Source organism: Paraburkholderia sp. PGU19, from assembly GCF_013426915.1.
In the GTDB taxonomy this organism is placed as follows: domain Bacteria; phylum Pseudomonadota; class Gammaproteobacteria; order Burkholderiales; family Burkholderiaceae; genus Paraburkholderia.
In genome coordinates this window covers 489,038-504,405 of sequence record NZ_AP023180.1, presented here as the reverse complement: position 1 = coordinate 504,405, position 15,368 = coordinate 489,038, and the positions used below count along the sequence as shown (strand labels likewise).

Below are 15,368 nucleotides of genomic sequence, written 5' to 3'. Positions count from 1 at the left end.
TTCTTGCTTGCGCGCGACCATGAGGGAAAACCAGCATGCGTCGACGCGATTGGTGCGCTGCGCCATCTGAAGGTGTTTTTTGTCGGCTTGCCGCATTGCATGCTGCTTGCTACGCTCGCCGGATTCGACGAATCCGGCCAACCTGACATCCAGAAGATCGAGCGATGCCCGAAGACATTTCGTTCCTGCTGCTACCGGGCTTTTCGGCTCTTGGCTTCATGTCGGCCATCGAGCCTTTGCGCGTCGCGAACCGCTTTCGCGAGAACCTGTACCGCTGGCATATCCTGAGCGTGGACGGCGCGCCCGTCGCCGCGAGCAACGGCATTTCGATGAATGCCGAAGCCGCCTTCGGCGATGTCGATCACGCGCGAACGGTCTTTATCGTCGCGGGGTTCGATCCGCTCGCGTGCTACAACCGCGCGCTCGGCGACTGGCTCCGGCGGCTCGACCACGCGCACGCGACGCTCGGCGGCATCGACACGGGTGCCTTTATTCTGGCCGAAGCGGGACTGCTGCGCGCAACCGACAGCGTGACCTTGCATTGGGAAGCGCTCTCCGCCTTCCGCGAGCGCTACCCGTCGGTGGATGCGAGCGAAGAGCTATTCGAGATCGGCGCGCGACGCATCACGTGCGCGGGCGGCACCGCGTCGATCGACATGATGCTCGACCTGATTTCGCGCAGCCACGGTGCGGCGCTCGCTTCGTCGATCTCAGAGCAATTCGTCGTGAGCCGCATTCGCCAGCGCTCCGATCATCAGCGCATGGAAATCGCCGCGCGTTACGGCGTGCATAACCGCAAGCTGATTCAGGTGATCGGCGTGATGGAACAGAACATGGAAGAACCGCTTGCGCCTGCCGATCTCGCGCAGGAAATCGGCGTCACGCGCAGACAGCTGGAGCGGCTTTTCTGTTCATCCCTAAAGGACACACCGACCCATTTCTATCTGCAATTGCGGCTGGATCGTGCGCGCGAGCTTTTGAGGCAGACCGATATGTCGATTACGGCAATCTGTGTCGCGTGCGGATTCGAGTCGCCGTCGCACTTCTCGCGGACCTATCGCGCGCGGTTCGGCACGAGTCCGCGCAGCGACCGGAGTCCGCTGCGTCAGACCGCCGGTGGCAATGCCAATACGACACTGGAGACCGCAGTGCCTTGAATGCAGCCTCGTTTAATCGATTTGCCTTGCCCTTTGCGAACAAGGCAAATCGAACCGGCATCAGAACGAGTGCCGCATGCCGATACGCACATCGGCCTGTGTCGTCGTGGTGGACGGCGTGAAGCTATAGCCGATCACGGCATCCACGCCGCTCGACGCCTTTAGGTAGTCGCCAGAAATATAGACGTCCGTGCGCTTGGACAGCAGATAGTGCGCGCCCAGCGAGCCCTGATTCCAGTGATGTCCTTCGAAGTTCGTGTACTGGTAGCCGCCGATCACGCTGAACGCCGGTGTCACCTGCCAGCTCGCGCCGCCTTCACCCACCTTCATGTGCGACGTGACGCCCAGGCCCTTGATCGTCGTATAGGTGAAGTTGCCCATCAGCGTCACGTCGCCGATCGCATAGCTCGAGCCGACGCCGAAGGTGCCCTGCTTATCGACAGGAAATGGGTTGCTCGAAAAGAGATCAGTTCTCGCACCTGTCGCCGGATCGACGGTAACCGTCTGCTGGCCGAGGAAAGTGTGTACACCGAGCATCGCGTACGGATCGAAGGCGTAGATGCCGTGCGGATTGTTCAACTGTGTATAGGCCGCGCCCATCGTGAACGGTCCATTCGCATAGTGCGCACCGACGCTCCATGCGCTGTCCTGGTGGAAATCGCCCGCGACGTTGCCGAACGAGTACATGCCGCCGAACATGAAGCCCGCGAATTCATTCGACAGGAACTTCACCGAATTGGGCAGACGGTCGCCATTGAAGCGGTCGAAGTCGCCCTGGTGAATCGCGTAGCCGCTCCCCCACGCCGAGACGTTGTACAGGTACACCATCTCTTCTGTCATATCCAGCTGATTGCCGAACGACAGCGTGCCCCATTGGTTCTTCAGCCCCACATAAGCCTGACGCCCAAATAGCGCGCTACCGAAACCCAGTTGCCCATTGCCGAGGTGAAAACCGCTTTCGAGCGTGAACACCGCCTGCAAGCCGCCGCCCAGATCTTCCGTGCCCTTGATGCCGAAGCGGTTGCCGTATGAGATGCCGTCGTCGAACTTCACGACGTGCGAGCCACCTGTATTGTTGACCCAGGTAATGCCCGCGTCGATGATCCCATACAACGTGACACTGCTCTGCGCGTGACTCGCGTTCGACATTCCAGCGAGCGCGAGCGCGACGCCTGTCAGTGCTGCGGCATTCAGTTTTTTCATTGTGTGGTTCTCTCTTGCCTGACTCCGAGGGGGATAGGGATGCGAAGCGGACTTCGCGGCTTGTGCAATTCGCATGACGATGAATGCACAGTACAAATCCATTTTTCAGGCAACTCGACCAAACACGACGTACTTTGGTCTGTTAGCGACACACGCAACAAAACGAACCCGCGTACCGCATAAGAAAAGCGCGCGGCCCCTTGCGGAACCGCGCGCCATTTGACAGTCCTGACAATGCCGATTCAATGAATGCCGAGTTGCGCCTGCACAGCCTGCAATCCGTCGCCGCCATTCGTGGTCGTCACGCCTTTGAGCCACGTATTTAACAAAGCGGGATTGCCTTTCAGCGCATTCAACGCCGCTGTATTGATATCCACCTTGTTTTGCAGCACATTTGTGATGATCTGGTTTTCCAGATCGACATTGAATGTCAATTGCTGGAAGAGCCTGGCGAGATTCGTGCATTGGCCGGAAAAACCTGCACGCGTGACCGTATTCACCGTTGCGCCGCCGTAGTTCGGGCCGAAATACGCGTCACCGCCCGACAGATAGGTCAAATGGAATTTCGTGTTCATCAGATGCGGTTCCCACGCGAGAAACACGATCCATTGCTTGTCTCGCACCGCGCGCTCGACCTGTGTCAGCATCCCCGTTTCACTCGATTCGACAATCTTCCAGTCGCCGAGACCAAATGCCTTATCGGAAATCATCTTCTTGATGTTCTGATTGGCGGGCGCACCTGGCTCGATACCATAGATCTTCCCGTTGAACTGGTCGGCGTGCTTGACGAGATCGGCGAATGAATGCACGCCTGCAGCGGCGACATAGTCGGGAACGGCAAGCGTGAATTTCGCATTGGTCAGATTCGCATGTAGCACGTCGATCGAACGTTCATCGACGAACGGCTTGACGAGCGGACCTTGCGCGGGCATCCAGTTGCCGAGAAACACGTCGATTTGCCCTTTTTTCAGGCCCTGATACGTGATCGGCACCGACAGGTTCGAAACGTTCTGCTGATAGCCGAGCGCCTTCAACAGCACGCCCGTGACTGCGTTGGTCGCATCGATATCGGTCCAGCCGGGGTCGGCCATCCGGACCTGCGTGCAGCTTTGAGGCTCTGCTGCATGCGACGATCCTGTCAAAGCAATGCCGCATGCAGCAAGCATCAATGCGGCCTTCGCAAGCGAACTTCTCCAGCGTATGTTCATCGTGGACTCCCGTCTTGAAATGTTCTCTCTCTTGCCCGCAACTAGCCGCTGACGATGCGCGGATACCGCGCCATTGCTTCGAGCGTATCGAGTTCGATGTGATTGCGCATGTAGCGCTGGCTTGCGTCATTGAATGGTTGCCAGTCCCATGAGCGGATCGCGCCTTGCGTCGTCGCTTCGAAATGAAAGCGCCGGCGGCGCTGGCTCGCAAGCACCGCTTGATGCAGTGCGGGAATGTTCCAGCGCAACGCAATCTCCTTGCGAAATGCGTCGATTAGCGCGGCATGCTTCGGATCTTGCGCGAGGTTCACGCGCTCGTGTGGATCGTCCGCAAGATCGTAAAGCTGATCCGGATCAACGGGCGTATGAATGAACTTGTACTTGCCGCGTCGGATCATCACCATCGGCGCAATTGCACCCTCCGCGAAGTACTCGACAATCGCTTCGTCGTGGCCGCCGTCGTCGTGCAGGTGCGGGATGAGGCTCTTTCCATCCACGGAATCGGGCCATTCCGCACGCCGGGCGCCCGTTGCCATTTCGACCAGCGTCGGCAGAAGATCGACGTGCGAGACGGACGCACCCACGCGATGTGCACGGTAGTCCTTTGGCGCATGCACGATCAGCGGCACGCGCACGCCGCCTTCAAAGCACGTCATCTTGTACCAGAGCCCGCGTTCACCGAGCATTTCGCCGTGATCCGATGTGACGATGACGATGGTGTCGTCGGCTAGGCCGGTTGCCTTCAGCGTGTCGAGAATCGCGCCGAATTGCGCATCGACATATGAGAGCGCGCCATAGTACGCGCGCCGTGCGTCGCGGATTTGCTGTTCGGTCGGCGGCGTGATATCCGCTTCGTAGACATCGCGCAGACGCTTCGAATGCGGATCGCTCTCTTCGCGCGTCAATGTCACGCGCGGCATGTCGATCTCTTCGTCCCGGTACAGATCCCAGTATTGCTGCGGAATCGCGTAAGGATCATGCGGATGCGTGAGCGATGCGACGAGGCAAAACGGCCGCGCATCGCCGCCCGCCGCGCGTTCGCGCACGATATCGTATAGCTTCTGGCGCGTCGTATAGGTCACTTCATCGTCGAAATCGAGCTGGTTCGTGCGCACGCATGGCCCCGCATCCAGCACGGAACTCATGTTGTGATACCAGCTGGGCCGCACGTCGGGGCGATCCCAATCCGGCACCCAGCCGAAATCGGCGGGATAGATGTCGGTGGTCAGGCGCTCCTCGAAGCCGTGCAACTGGTCGGGGCCGCAGAAATGCATCTTGCCCGAGAGGATCGTCCGGTAGCCCGCTGCCCGCAGATAGTGCGCGAACGTAAGCGTTTGCGCGGGCAATTCGGCGGCGTTATCGTAAGCACCGATTGCGGCGGGCAATTTGCCCGCCATCATCGAGAAACGCGACGGCGCGCACAGCGGGCTCGCGCAGTACGCGGAATCGAATACGACGCCTTCCTTCGCCAGCGCATCGATGCGCGGCGTCAGCGAGACCTGATTGCCATATGCGCGCAGCGCGAACGGCGTCATCTGGTCCGCCATCAAGATAACGATATTCTGCTTTGTATTAAGGCTCATGAGCGGGGAGGATTAAAATCCTGAAGTTACGCATCGACGTGTGGCGCTCGTATTGCAGCGAGCGCCGCCTGTACGTCACTATTGCCGCTCATTAAACCGTTGTGAAGGCGGCGTGCGCTTATCGGCCCATAAGGGGATGTTATGCCGGGACCAGACCGTCTTCCGCCGATGCAGACCTTATCGGCCTTCGAATCGGCCGCGCGCCTCGCGAGCTTCACAGCCGCCGCGCGCGAGCTCGGCTCGACGCAGCCCGCCGTGAGCCAGCGCATCGTGCAACTCGAAGAGGACCTCGGCGCCCCATTGTTCGAGCGCGGCCATCGCGGCGTGACGCTCACGCCTGAAGGCGCGTTGCTCTATGAAGCCGTACGCAGCGGCCTCGACACGATCCGCGAAGCGACAGCTGACATCCGCGCGCGCCGCGCGACAGGCGCATTGACGATCCTCACCGACGCCGGCTTCGCCACCTACTGGCTGATGCCGCGCCTGGCCCGCCTCAAGGCGTCGATGCCCGGCGTCAACGTGAAGATCGTCACCTCGCAACTCGGCTACGATCCGCACCGCGACCACGCGGATATCGCCATCGCGTTCGGCGACGGCCATTGGCCGCCCTGCACGTCCACGCGGCTTTTCGCCGAGGCTGTCACGCCCGTCTGCTCGCCCGCGTTCCGCAATCTTCACGCACCCGTAAGGGTAGCCGCCGACCTCGCCGCATTGCCGCTACTGCACGTGCAGCCGACCGACCCCGAGCGCTGGCTTGCCTGGAACACATGGTTCGCCGCGCACGGTCTTCAAGCACCGGAAGATAGCCAGGGGATGATGTTCAACAGTTATTCGCTCGTCGTGCAGGCCGCGCTAATGGGCCAGGGTGTCGCGCTCGGCTGGACGCCGCTGACCGACGAACTCATCGCATCCGGCCTGCTCGTGCGCCTGCTCGACACGCCTGTCACCACCGAACGCGGCTATTACCTCGTCTGCCCGCCCGCGCGCCCCGCGCCCGCCGCCGTGCCGCTCTTCCGGCGCTGGCTTTTCAACGAACTGATCGACGCCGGCGAGCACGCGCACGCCTGACGTTCCGATACCACGAGCACGGCGCATCGGTTCTATGCGCGCGCAAATTGGGCTGATTTACTTGATCATCCCGCTTGCCGCGTCGCGCTGCGCGTCAGGTTCAATGGCACGGCCATGCGGGAATCCCATATCGAATGACAGAGGACCCGCATGCCCACCACCGATCGCCCGCATCAGTTCGCGCTGACCCTTTCCTGCCCGAGCGCCGCCGGCCAGGTTGCTGCCGTCGTCGGCTTTCTCGATCGGCACCACTGCTATATCGACGAACTCACGGTGTTCGACGACGACATCAGCGAGCGTTTTTTCGTGCGCTGCGTGTTTCATGGCGTAGCGAGCGCGCCCGAAGCGGCGCTGCATATCGACACGTTGCGGCGCGAGTTCCACCCCATCGCCGCCGACTTCGATATGCAGTGGGCGATGCACGATCTCGACACGCGGCCCAAAGTACTGATCATGGTGTCGAAGCTCGAGCATTGCCTTGCCGACCTGCTATTCCGCTGGCGCATGGGTGAACTGAAAATGGACATTGCCGGCATTGCATCGAATCATCCCGACTTCGAGCCGCTTGCCGTGCAGCATGGCCTGCCGTTCCATCATTTGCCGTTGACGCCTGAAACGAAGCTGCAACAGGAAGCGCAAATTCTCGACCTGTTCGAATCGAGCGGCGCGGAACTGATGATTCTCGCGCGCTACATGCAGATTCTGTCCGATGAAACGAGCCGCAAGCTCGCGGGACGCGCGATCAATATCCATCACTCGTTCCTGCCCGGCTTCAAGGGCGCACGGCCTTATCATCAGGCGCACGCGCGTGGCGTCAAACTGATCGGCGCGACGGCGCACTTCGTCACCGACGACCTCGACGAAGGCCCGATCATCGAGCAGGAAGTGCAGCGTGTCGACCATTCGTATGGGCCTGAACGCCTGCTAGCCGTGGGCCGCGACGTCGAATGCATCACGCTGGCGCGCGCGGTGAAGGCGTTCGTCGAACGGCGTGTGTTCATCAACGGCGACCGAACTGTCGTGCTCTGAAAACAGAAGCCGCCGCGCTGCAAGGCAGACGCGGCGGCGGTATCACTTAAAGTCGATCAAAGGAACGGCTTCGCCAGATAGTGCGAGAACCATACGACGAACACGGCTAGCAGCAACGCGCCATACGGCAGCAAGCCGCGCAGGCCAGCGGGCCGCAAACCACCTTTCCACTCCATATCCTGCTGCATGCGCGCGGGGAAACGCCCGCGATCCTGCACGTAATGGCGGAACATGAACACGGGCACGATCAGCAGCATCGCGATCAGGCCGTTGCGCATTGTTCCCACGCCCTGCATGTCCGCGCCCGCGCCGATGAACGCGAGATCCAGATAGCCGCACAGCGCGCCAGCGGCGAGGAGCCACGCCGGACAACGGAACGGCCGGTCCGCATCCGCGCGATCCAGCCGGTGAATCCAGCCCGATTGCAGATTCAGAAACACGAAGATCATGTAGCAGACGTTCGATATCGACAGCACCGTCATGTAGTCCGACATCAGCAGCAGGATCAGATTGAAGCCGAGGTCGGTCCACATCGCGCGCGTTGGTGAGCCGTGCTCGTTGACGTGCGAAAGATACTTCGGCAGCCAGCCGTCGACGGATGCCTGATACAGCGTGCGCGACGAGCCCATCATCGACGTCATCACGATCAGCAGAATGGTCAGCATCAGCATGACGACGACCACATCGAACACGAGCGCGCCGCCGCCGACCATATGCGCCATGGCGGCCGCCACGCCCGTGCCGTCGGCGATCTTCGGATCGAGCATGCCCTTCGTGCCCAACACACCCTGAAACGCAAGCGGCACCAGCGTCATCACGACCAGACATGCCATGCCGGACCAGAAGATTGCTTTTACCGTATCGCTGCGCGGATCGCGGAACTCGCGCGTGTAGCACACGGCCGTTTCGAAGCCGTACGCGGCCCAGCCTGCCATGAACATCGCACCGAACGCCATCGTGATGCCCGCACCATTCCACGAGCCGAATGTCGACGCCGTCACGTTGCCTTGCGCATCGTGTCCGAGCGGCAGCAGCGGCCACAGATGCGCAGCGGGCACATCGCCCGTCACGAATGGAACGATGCCGACGATCAGCAAGGGCGCAAGCGATGCAATGCCGAGAATGCGCTGCGTCTTCGCGGCTTTCGACGCGCCGCTATGCTGCAATTTGAATGTGATCAGCAGAAAAATCGCTGCGATGATGAACGTCGCGTTGATGCGCAGCGAAAGCCCTTGTTTGATGAAGCCGAGATCGAGCAGTGTCAGACGCCACGTGTTGATCGCGGCATCGGGCGCATAGAGACTGGAGAGCGCGTAGTTGGCGGCAAGGCTCGTGCCCAATGCGAGCATCGGCGACCAGGCGAGCCAGTTGCACCACACGGAAACGGGCGCGATGGTCTTGCTATAGCGCACCCAGGCCATCGCGCCGTAGACGGACGCACCGCCCGACTTGTGCGGGAAAAGCCCTGAAATTTCTGCGTAAGTCGCGCTTTGAATCAGGCCCATCAGGATCGCCGCGACCCAAATGGCCCACGCGGGCTGACCGATCGTCGCGGACACGCCGCCGATCGTAAACAGCACGCCGCCGGGCACGCCGTTCGTCACCCAGAATGCGTCTTTCCAGGTCAAGCCGCGTTGCAGCGAATGACCTTCATGTGCGGCGCCGTCGGTAGCGCCTTCGATACTGCGGGTACGCAGTCTTGCCTGATCCATCCAGAGTCTCCATCTGCAGTAAGAAGGAGCCTGCGCGCTGGCTGGAACACGAACAACCGGATACATCGATACTGCAGATGCGCGCGCAGCGCACCTGCAGCATCACAAAACGCTCATCAGAACGCGTTAGGGAAGGACGGTTATTGTGCTCCGCCTACCCAGCTGTTCACGCGGTCGCCGTGTGCGGCGATCCACGATCCGGCTGCGTCGGCAGGCTTGGCGCCGTTCTCCGTCGCCAGCATGACGCTGTCGATTTCGCCCGGCTTCCATTGAAATTTCTTCAGAAACGCGACTACTTGTGGTGCCTTCGTATCGAGACCCGGATTGACGACGCTATCCACGTGTTCGGATTCGCCGAACACCTTCTTCGGGTCGTCGAGGAACTTCAGCTTCCACTTGGCAAACATCCAGTGCGGAATCCAGCCTGTGACGATCACAGGTTTATTGGCATTCATCGAGCGCGCGAGTTCCGCGGTCATTGCGCTGCCTGAACTCGGCATCAGTTGATAGTCGAGGTTGTAGGCCTTGATGGCATCCGAGGTTTTCTTCATCACGCCGGCGCCGGCGTCGATGCCGACGATGCGGCCGCCGAAGTCGGCCTTATGCGCCTGCAGATCGGCGATGGTTTTTTCCGGCACGTCGGCGGGCACGATCAGGCCGATCTTGGCGTCGTTATAGTTGGCTCCCAGGTCTTGCACCTTGCCCTTGAACTGATCCCAGTACGCGCCGTGCGTGACGGGCAGCCACGCCGAGAGTGTCGCGTCCAGGTCGCCGCGCGCGACGCCCTGCCACATGATGCCTGCCGCTACGGGCACGAGTTGCACTGGGTAGCCGAGGCGCTTTTCGATGATCTGTGCAGCGACGTTCGATGTGGCGACGCTGTCGTCCCAGCCTTCGACGTAGCCGATCTTGATCGTCGGTTTTGTGTCCGCTGCCGCGGAGCCGGTGCCGATTGCGCTCATCGCGGCGAGCAACGCACCGCATAACATCAGTTTTTTAAGGTGCTTCATGGTCGATCTCCTTGTGGCCGCTTGCCGCGGTGTGGCTTTAGAATCGCTAACCAGAATGCATTTGGTGGTCGGGTTTGCGACGTTTACTTGTCTGTATGCGACGTGGGTTTTTTGTTGTTCTTGTCTGCGACGCTGGGTGGTCCGCTATGCGTTTTCGCTAGCTTCCGCGTGATGACTTACCCGTGCATGCGTTGAACCTATTCTTGCGTTTGCGCCAGCATCCGCGCTTTGTTAGCGTGCTTCACGCGTCGCCCCTGTGCGGGGCGGCACCTACTTTTCTTTGCCGCCGCAAAGAAAAGTAGGCAAAAGAAAGCGGCTCACACCGCCAGTTCTTGTGTTTGCCTGAGGGCCCCCAACGGGTCCCTTGCTTCACGCGGCAACTTCTCGATTCGCGTTCGTTGCCAGCGCTCTTGCGGTGCGCCTCACCCGCTTCGCCCACCCGCGCTGCAGCATGCCGTGCCAGATAGTCCACCGCCGCCCAGGTGGCAAACTGTGTGTAGGCCGTAGAGACCATATGCCTCACTTCGGACCGATAGCGCACGCGTGCCACCCTGTAAGAGCGCCAAGCTATACGCCGTGACAACCTGCACACAGTTTGCCACCTGGGCGGCACATACCATTCGCTGCCGCTTGCCCGTGCAGATGCATTCGAAGCGGATGATGCGCTTATTCAAAGCGTTGGCAACACGCGCCAACAGAGCCGTTGCCGTATGAAGCGTAAGAACCTTTGGGGGCCCTCAGGCAAAAACAAAAGCTGGCGGTGTGAGCCGCTTTCTTTTGCCTACTTTTCTTTGCGGCGGCAAAGAAAAGTAGGTGCCGCCCCGCACAGGGGCGACGCGTGAAGCCAGATAACAAATCGCGGATGCCAGCAAAAGCACAAGCAAACCACCCAGCCGTCGCAGACAAAAAAAAACTCACTTATCAACCACGAGATCACTCAAAGGCTTACTACAACACAACAACACCATCCCCTGATCGATCTCTCGCTGCCGAATCCCACCGTTATGCTTCATCTCCACCTGGCCAGACACGAGTTTCACCTTGCAGGTGCCACACATCCCTTGCGTACAGGAAGCAGCCAACCGCACTCCCGCCTGCCGCGCCGCATCCAGCACATGTTGCGACGAACCACATTCAATCGACCGGTTACTGCGTGAAAAGCTCACCGAGAACATTTGCGTGCCATTTGCAGCACCATTGGCCTTCTCTTCGGCCTCGAGTACTTCAGCCGCAACTTCAGGCTCATTCTCGATCAGCGTTTCGAAAGAAAAACTCTCTTCGTGATACTGCTTGCGATCAAACCCCGCCTCATCGAGCAGATTGCGCACAGCCTGCATATAAGGCGCAGGACCGCAGGTAAAGATCTCCCGCTCCATAAAATCCGGCGCAATCAGCTTCAGCAGCGGCAGCGTCAAAAATCCAGTCACCCCAGGCCAGTTAGTCCGACTCCCAACCCGCTCACAAACAAACGAAGTTCTGAAATTAACCTGATTAGAAGCAATCAGATCAAGCTCCCGCGAGAAAATAATATCGTCCGGCGTGCGAGCGCTATGCACAAACACGATATCGCGATCCTCACTCAACTCATGATGCGCGCGACTCATCGACATCAACGGCGTAATGCCAGACCCCGCCGACAAAAACAGATACTTCCGCGCCGGATGCCGCGCACACGTAAACTCACCCGCGGGCCCCAGCACCCGCACGCGCGCACCCGCCTGCAGATTATCGTGCAGCCAGTTCGACACCTTGCCGCCAGGCACACGCTTCACAGTGATCGAAATCGTATGCGGCCGCGTCGGCGACGATGAAATCGTGTAGCAGCGATTGATCGTCTCGCCGTCGATCTCCAGCTCCAATGTGATGAACTGCCCCGGCTCGAACACGAACGCACGGCCTTCCGGCGAACGGAAGAAAAAACTCTTCACGTCGTGCGTTTCCTGACGAACCTGGCAGCAGACCAGCGTTTCCTCGACATCGCTCGTCCAGCGCGCCGGCAACGCGCTCCAGAATTCGGGCTTCGTCACGCGGCTTTCGACGGGTCCGAAGGTTGCTGCATCGCGCATCATTGCTTGCTCCACTTGCCGCCAGGCATCCGGTTGGTTTTATCTGCAGCCGGCCTTAAACGGCCTTGATATTGATCGTGCGTTGCTCCGCCACCGGGCTCTCGACATGCGCCGCAAGGCGCTGCACATACCAGTCGCTGAACTTCTCAACGAGCCCTTCCGTGTACGGCGAATACGGACCCGGCTCGTAAGCGCTGCTCGACGCGCCGCGCTGCGAATATTCGACGAGCGTACGGTCCTGGTCGTTGGTCGCGTTCCACACGGCCGTCAGGTTGCTCACGTCGTAATCGACGCCTTCCTGCGCATCCTTGTGCACGAGCCATTTCGTGCGCACCAGCGTTTCGCCCGCCGACAGCGGAATCACCGAGAACGTCACGATGTGATCGCTCATGAAGTGATGCCACGAATTCGGCTGTGTCCAGAACGACAGCCCACCCAGGTCGGCCTGTTCGAACTCGCCGAGCAACTTCTTCGATGCGACCTTCGCGTCGAGCGTCTGTGATTCGCCGCTGCGATCGAGCGGCAGACGCTGCGTGCGAAAACCCGTCACGTCTGACAGTTGATCGATTTCAACAGAAGGCAGACCCATCTCTTCCCACTGCTTCTCGCGCTCGATGCAGGTGCGCTCGAACGCATCCATGCCTTCCGCGTTCGCAGGCGAACGCTGGTAGCCGAAGCCGTACTCATAGAGCGAAATGGTCAGCTCGGGATGGTTCGCGACGCAGTGGTAGCACTCGCGGTTGTTCTCCATCGTGAGCTTCCAGTTTCCTTTCTCGATGATGTCGATCTGCGCGGCAATCTTGCAGTTCGGCAGATCGTGCGGCAGCAGATACGGCTCCATCGCGGCGCGCATCACGGCGAAATCGACGGGCGGATTTTCCGCGAGGCACACGAAAATCAGACCGGCCAGGTTCTCGACATGCACGCTCTTCAGGCTGTGCTTGCAGCGGTCGAACTTCTCGCCCATGTGCTCGGCGAACATCAGCTCGCCCGACAGGTTGTACGTCCAGCTGTGATACGGACACACGATATTGCCAACTGAACCCTTGTCCTCGTTGCACAGGCGTGCGCCACGATGGCGGCACACATTGTGGAATGCGCGCACCTGCATATCGTCGTCGCGCACGATCAGGATCGAATCGTTGCCGAGTTCGACGGTCACGTAATCGCCCGGCTCGGGAATGTCCGGCTCGACGGCAACCTGAATCCAGTGTTGACGGAAAATCGCGTCCATATCGAGCGAGAAGATTTCTTCGCTCAGATAGAACGGTGCTTCGAGGCTGTAACCCTTCTTGCGCCGATCGACCAGCGCGCGAATGTCTGCCGATACTTTCATGTGTGCTCCGGGTTCCGAGGCCGTGTGGGTGCGGCGCAAAATCAGTATTCGATGAGTTGATGCTCGCGCAAATAATCGAGTATCACTTGTGCTTTTTCGACCGAAGTCCCTTCAATTACGACGCTGCCGCCCCGGCTTTCCGTAGTGGTCGCGGACAGCATGCGGGCATGGCCCGTGCGCTTCTCCGCGGCGGCCAGCCGGACCGGCTTGCGCGTGACGGGCGCGAGCGTCCATTGCGCCGCTTCCGCGTCGGCACCCGCTTCCACACGCTGCGGCGCGATCGTGCCGGCGCGCAGTCGTGCGTACGCGTAGCGCGGCGTCACGGTGGCGAGCGGATGCACGGCGACGACGGCGGGCAACGCGACCTCGACGCGGCGGCGCTCGCCCTTCGGCAAAAATTGCCGCACTGTCGCGCGGCCGCCTGCAATCGACACTTCGACGGCCGTGCCGACCAGCGGGACTTGCAGCACGTCCGCGAGCCGGTAAGGCAGCATGCCGCTGTCGAACGCGCCTTCGGCACAGGTGCCCGTCAGCACGAGGTCATAGCCTTTGAGCCGGGCCGCGAGCAGGCCCACGGCGTCTCCGTTGTCTGCGCAGGTCAGCACTTCGACGCGCTCCGCGCCGAGCGCCAGGTACTCCTCGAGTGCGGGATTACCCGGATCACCCGCATGCAGCACGTCGAGTCGCGCGGCGTGCTGGCTCGACAGCTGGCGGCCGATTTCGAGCGCGGCGGCATCGTTGCGGCTATAGCGCGCGACGCCGCTGACAGGATGCTTGCCGACCGACACGAGCACCGCGATTTTTTCGAGCTTGCCGTTCATGCCGCGACTCCTTCGACGATCTGCTTCACAGCGGGCGCAGCGCCCGCCCCACGGCCCGAGCGTGCCCGGTCGATCGCGTCGATCAGCGACGCGATGGTCGCCTGCGTATCGCCGATGATCGTCAGGTTCGCGCGCTTGACGATGGGCGCGCTGCCGTCCAGATTCACCGCGATCACGTGGCGGCAATCCTTGATGCCCTGCAAGTGCTGCACCGCGCCGGAAATGCCGAACGCAATGTAGACACTCGCCTCGACAGTCTTGCCCGTCGCGCCGATCTGCTTGTCGCGTGTGAACATGCCGTTGTCGACGGCCACGCGGCTCGCGCCGATTGCCGCGCCGAACGTGCTCGCGAGCTTTTCGAACGCGGCGACATCCGTCACGCCGTTACCTGCCGACACGATGAAGTCCGCTTCTTCCAGCGCGACCTGCGCGGCATCGATTTCCTCGATACCGAGGTCACGGTATGCGCCGTTCGACGCGTCGTTCGCTTGAGCGAATGCCGTGAGTTCGAGCCGTTCGCCTGCGCCGATGAACGGCAACCGCGTATCAACCGCACCTGCAGCAAGCAGAATCACGTCGGGCAATGCGCGCGACGCATAGGCCTTCTTCGCCTGCGCATACGTCGACACCTGCTTCGCGTCGATCTGCACCACATGTGTCGCGATGCTTGCGCCTGCGAGCGCCGCGTAGCGTCGGCCGAGATCGCCGTCGCCTGTCGCGTTGTCGGGCATGAAGATATGCGCGGGCGCGAGTTGCGCGACGCACGCCGCGACGGCTTGCACTTCGCGTTCCGGTGCAAACGTGCGGCGGTCGAACGACGGCAGTTCGATCACCTTGTCCGCGCCGAGCGCGGCGGCGTCATCCTTTAGTTCGCCGAGCACCAGCAGCGCGACTTGCGTCCCCGCGTCCGCAATCAAGGCGGCAGCCGCCAGCGCCTGACGCGCGTGATCGTCGAGACCGCCACGGTCGCTGTGCGCGACGACGAGCAGCGTGCGTTGCGACACTTGCGTCGTACGCAGCGTTTTGACAGCGGCATGGCCATGCGCGCCAGCATGCAGCGCATGATCAGTCGATGCACCCGCGACATGCTCCGCGCCAAGTGTGATGCGCTTCAGTCCTGCTGCCGTGATGACGAAGGGCCGGCGCGGATCGATACGTTTGATGGTCGTATTCAT

12 protein-coding genes are annotated in these 15,368 nt (G+C 60.9%); 3 read left to right on the top strand and 9 right to left on the bottom strand.

What is annotated here, in order from left to right:
* Window positions 1–164 precede the first annotated feature (164 nt).
* Window positions 165–1,157 carry a GlxA family transcriptional regulator gene (locus H1204_RS19905; RefSeq protein ID WP_180732385.1) on the top strand — a complete coding sequence of 331 codons (993 nt, stop codon included), beginning with the start codon at window positions 165–167 and terminating at the stop codon, window positions 1,155–1,157.
* A 60-nt stretch (window positions 1,158–1,217) separates the two neighbouring features.
* Here the strand turns inward: H1204_RS19905 and H1204_RS19900 are convergent, their stop codons facing one another.
* The 3 genes from H1204_RS19900 to betC all read right to left on the bottom strand — a co-directional run bounded on the left by H1204_RS19900 (window position 1,218) and on the right by betC (window position 5,151).
* Window positions 1,218–2,360, bottom strand: a complete 1,143-nt coding sequence (locus H1204_RS19900; RefSeq protein ID WP_180732384.1) for a porin — start codon at window positions 2,358–2,360, stop codon at window positions 1,218–1,220.
* A gap of 242 nt (window positions 2,361–2,602) precedes the next feature.
* The gene (locus H1204_RS19895) at window positions 2,603–3,526 is read right to left on the bottom strand and encodes a choline ABC transporter substrate-binding protein (RefSeq protein WP_243468772.1); all 924 of its coding nucleotides are present in this window, start codon (window positions 3,524–3,526) and stop codon (window positions 2,603–2,605) included.
* Window positions 3,527–3,609: 83 nt separating this feature from the next.
* Window positions 3,610–5,151 (bottom strand): choline-sulfatase, encoded by a 1,542-nt coding sequence (gene betC, locus H1204_RS19890; protein ID WP_180732382.1) that lies wholly within the window; start codon window positions 5,149–5,151, stop codon window positions 3,610–3,612.
* A gap of 141 nt (window positions 5,152–5,292) precedes the next feature.
* Here betC and H1204_RS19885 point away from each other — a divergent pair, with 141 nt between their 5' ends.
* Window positions 5,293–6,219, top strand: a complete 927-nt coding sequence (locus H1204_RS19885) for a LysR substrate-binding domain-containing protein (RefSeq protein ID WP_180732381.1) — start codon at window positions 5,293–5,295, stop codon at window positions 6,217–6,219.
* Window positions 6,220–6,369: 150 nt separating this feature from the next.
* Window positions 6,370–7,248 carry a formyltetrahydrofolate deformylase gene (gene purU, locus H1204_RS19880; RefSeq protein WP_180732380.1) on the top strand — a complete coding sequence of 293 codons (879 nt, stop codon included), beginning with the start codon at window positions 6,370–6,372 and terminating at the stop codon, window positions 7,246–7,248.
* 56 nt (window positions 7,249–7,304) lie between these two features.
* Here the strand turns inward: purU and H1204_RS19875 are convergent, their stop codons facing one another.
* The 6 genes from H1204_RS19875 to H1204_RS19850 form a co-directional block, all read right to left on the bottom strand.
* Complete coding sequence (locus H1204_RS19875; protein ID WP_180732379.1) at window positions 7,305–8,960, bottom strand: APC family permease; 1,656 nt, start codon at window positions 8,958–8,960, stop codon at window positions 7,305–7,307.
* 140 nt (window positions 8,961–9,100) lie between these two features.
* Window positions 9,101–9,970: a glycine betaine ABC transporter substrate-binding protein gene (locus tag H1204_RS19870; RefSeq protein WP_180732378.1), complete on the bottom strand. Its 870-nt coding sequence runs from the start codon at window positions 9,968–9,970 to the stop codon at window positions 9,101–9,103.
* A 914-nt stretch (window positions 9,971–10,884) separates the two neighbouring features.
* Window positions 10,885–12,039, bottom strand: a complete 1,155-nt coding sequence (locus H1204_RS19865; protein WP_042314044.1) for a hybrid-cluster NAD(P)-dependent oxidoreductase — start codon at window positions 12,037–12,039, stop codon at window positions 10,885–10,887.
* 52 nt (window positions 12,040–12,091) lie between these two features.
* A complete protein-coding gene (locus H1204_RS19860; RefSeq protein WP_180732377.1) occupies window positions 12,092–13,372 on the bottom strand; it encodes an aromatic ring-hydroxylating dioxygenase subunit alpha in 1,281 nt (426 codons plus the stop codon).
* Between the two features lie 41 nt (window positions 13,373–13,413).
* On the bottom strand, window positions 13,414–14,193 hold the full coding sequence (locus H1204_RS19855; RefSeq protein ID WP_180732376.1) for an electron transfer flavoprotein subunit beta/FixA family protein: 780 nt from the start codon (window positions 14,191–14,193) through the stop codon (window positions 13,414–13,416).
* Window positions 14,190–15,368, bottom strand: coding sequence for an electron transfer flavoprotein subunit alpha/FixB family protein (locus H1204_RS19850; protein ID WP_180732375.1), 1,179 nt, complete (start codon window positions 15,366–15,368; stop codon window positions 14,190–14,192). Before H1204_RS19850 ends, H1204_RS19855 begins: the two co-directional genes overlap by 4 nt.

Bases quoted from the DNA above. Each gene is read 5' to 3' on its own strand.
- H1204_RS19900 (WP_180732384.1), bottom strand. From the start codon at position 2,360: ATGAAAAAACTGAATGCCGCAGCACTGACAGGCGTCGCGCTCGCGCTC.
- H1204_RS19875 (WP_180732379.1), bottom strand. From the start codon at position 8,960: ATGGATCAGGCAAGACTGCGTACCCGCAGTATCGAAGGCGCTACCGAC.
- purU (WP_180732380.1), top strand. From the start codon at position 6,370: ATGCCCACCACCGATCGCCCGCATCAGTTCGCGCTGACCCTTTCCTGC.
- H1204_RS19855 (WP_180732376.1), bottom strand. From the start codon at position 14,193: ATGAACGGCAAGCTCGAAAAAATCGCGGTGCTCGTGTCGGTCGGCAAG.
- H1204_RS19870 (WP_180732378.1), bottom strand. From the start codon at position 9,970: ATGAAGCACCTTAAAAAACTGATGTTATGCGGTGCGTTGCTCGCCGCG.
- H1204_RS19895 (WP_243468772.1), bottom strand. From the start codon at position 3,526: ATGCTTGCTGCATGCGGCATTGCTTTGACAGGATCGTCGCATGCAGCA.
- H1204_RS19850 (WP_180732375.1), bottom strand. From the start codon at position 15,368: ATGAATACGACCATCAAACGTATCGATCCGCGCCGGCCCTTCGTCATC.
- betC (WP_180732382.1), bottom strand. From the start codon at position 5,151: ATGAGCCTTAATACAAAGCAGAATATCGTTATCTTGATGGCGGACCAG.
- H1204_RS19865 (WP_042314044.1), bottom strand. From the start codon at position 12,039: ATGATGCGCGATGCAGCAACCTTCGGACCCGTCGAAAGCCGCGTGACG.
- H1204_RS19905 (WP_180732385.1), top strand. From the start codon at position 165: ATGCCCGAAGACATTTCGTTCCTGCTGCTACCGGGCTTTTCGGCTCTT.
- H1204_RS19860 (WP_180732377.1), bottom strand. From the start codon at position 13,372: ATGAAAGTATCGGCAGACATTCGCGCGCTGGTCGATCGGCGCAAGAAG.
- H1204_RS19885 (WP_180732381.1), top strand. From the start codon at position 5,293: ATGCCGGGACCAGACCGTCTTCCGCCGATGCAGACCTTATCGGCCTTC.